The 1,058-nt window shown below is 60.5% G+C and carries 2 protein-coding genes; both read right to left on the bottom strand.

Features of this window, described 5'->3' with window-relative positions:
• Positions 1-503: hypothetical protein (locus QN357_RS19030; protein WP_323505404.1), on the bottom strand; the 503-nt coding region annotated here is incomplete at its 3' end.
• An 8-nt stretch (positions 504-511) separates the two neighbouring features.
• Positions 512-832, bottom strand: a complete 321-nt coding sequence (locus QN357_RS19025) for a hypothetical protein (protein ID WP_322136672.1) — start codon at positions 830-832, stop codon at positions 512-514.
• Positions 833-1,058 lie beyond the last annotated feature (226 nt).

Genomic DNA, 1,058 nt, shown 5'->3' with positions numbered 1-1,058 from the left:
ATGACCGCGGTCAGGGTGGGGCCGGCGTTGTGCGGGGCGGGCGCAGCTTTCAGGGTGAAGTGCTTGCCGTTGATCCACACTTCCACGTTCGCGGCGCGCGCGGTCGGGTCGTCATGACCAATGATTTTGATAGTTGCGTTGCTGGATGCCCCGCTCGGGACGGGTTGGGCGATGTCGCTGGTCAGCACGGCCGAGGCATACTGGGTGCCGGCACCGTTGAAGCGGAACTGTTCGTCGTGGGCGCTGTGTGGGTCCAGGGTCGCCGGCTTCGCGGGGACGACGAGTCCCACGCCCGGTGCGCTGAAGTAGAACTGGCCCACTCCAGCAGCCGTGGAGTCCAGGTCGATGCGCAGGTATGCGCCGCTGGCTTGGTCACGGAAGCCGACGCTGGGATCGCTGAAATTCACGGCCACTTCCGCGTGACCGGGAAGGTTAGCGACGACCAGTGCTGCCAGGCCGATGGCGGCGAGGCCGGCCAAGCCGAAACGAGTGCGTTTTCTCATGATGGTCCTCACGGTTTGCAGTTGTAGGGGGTGCCGTTGGCACGGCCGTTGAGGAGAAGCACCAACTCGTCATCCGCACTGATCGAAGCATTGGTCTGGCAATCATTGACAAGGGTCTGGCCCAAGGCAAATCTGACGTCCAGGTGCTGCTCCGGGGCATCGAACACGGCCTGACCCAAGGCGATGGATTCACTGGGCGGAAACAAGGGATCCCAGAAGTAGCGGTGCAGTTGAACGAATTCCCAGTTCTGTGCGCCGCGAGGTCCACTCAGAAATTTCTGACCGCCCTCAGCTGACGTATCGGTTGGTTCGTCTGCGCCGCGGAGCACGACATCGTCGCCCAGTGAGGTGTTGTCGCCGTAATTGAGTCGAGTTCGAATTATTTGTCGAGAAGCGTTCCTGATAACTGCTGCGTAGCTGAGCCGATAGAAAGTGCCAGGAAAAATTCGGAGCGCAATGTTTGCGAGAGGACAGCACTGTGAACCGTCCCGGTTTTCATGCCGCCGTTTTGTTGGCGGCTTCGATATCTATCGGGCCGTTTGTTTCAGCGTAGTA

The sequence above is a fragment of the Cryobacterium sp. RTC2.1 genome (assembly GCF_035018685.1).
Taxonomy (GTDB): Bacteria; Actinomycetota; Actinomycetes; order Actinomycetales; family Microbacteriaceae; genus Cryobacterium; species Cryobacterium glucosi.
Note: the sequence above shows the minus strand (reverse complement) of the source record. Positions and strands in the feature narration are given on the sequence as shown.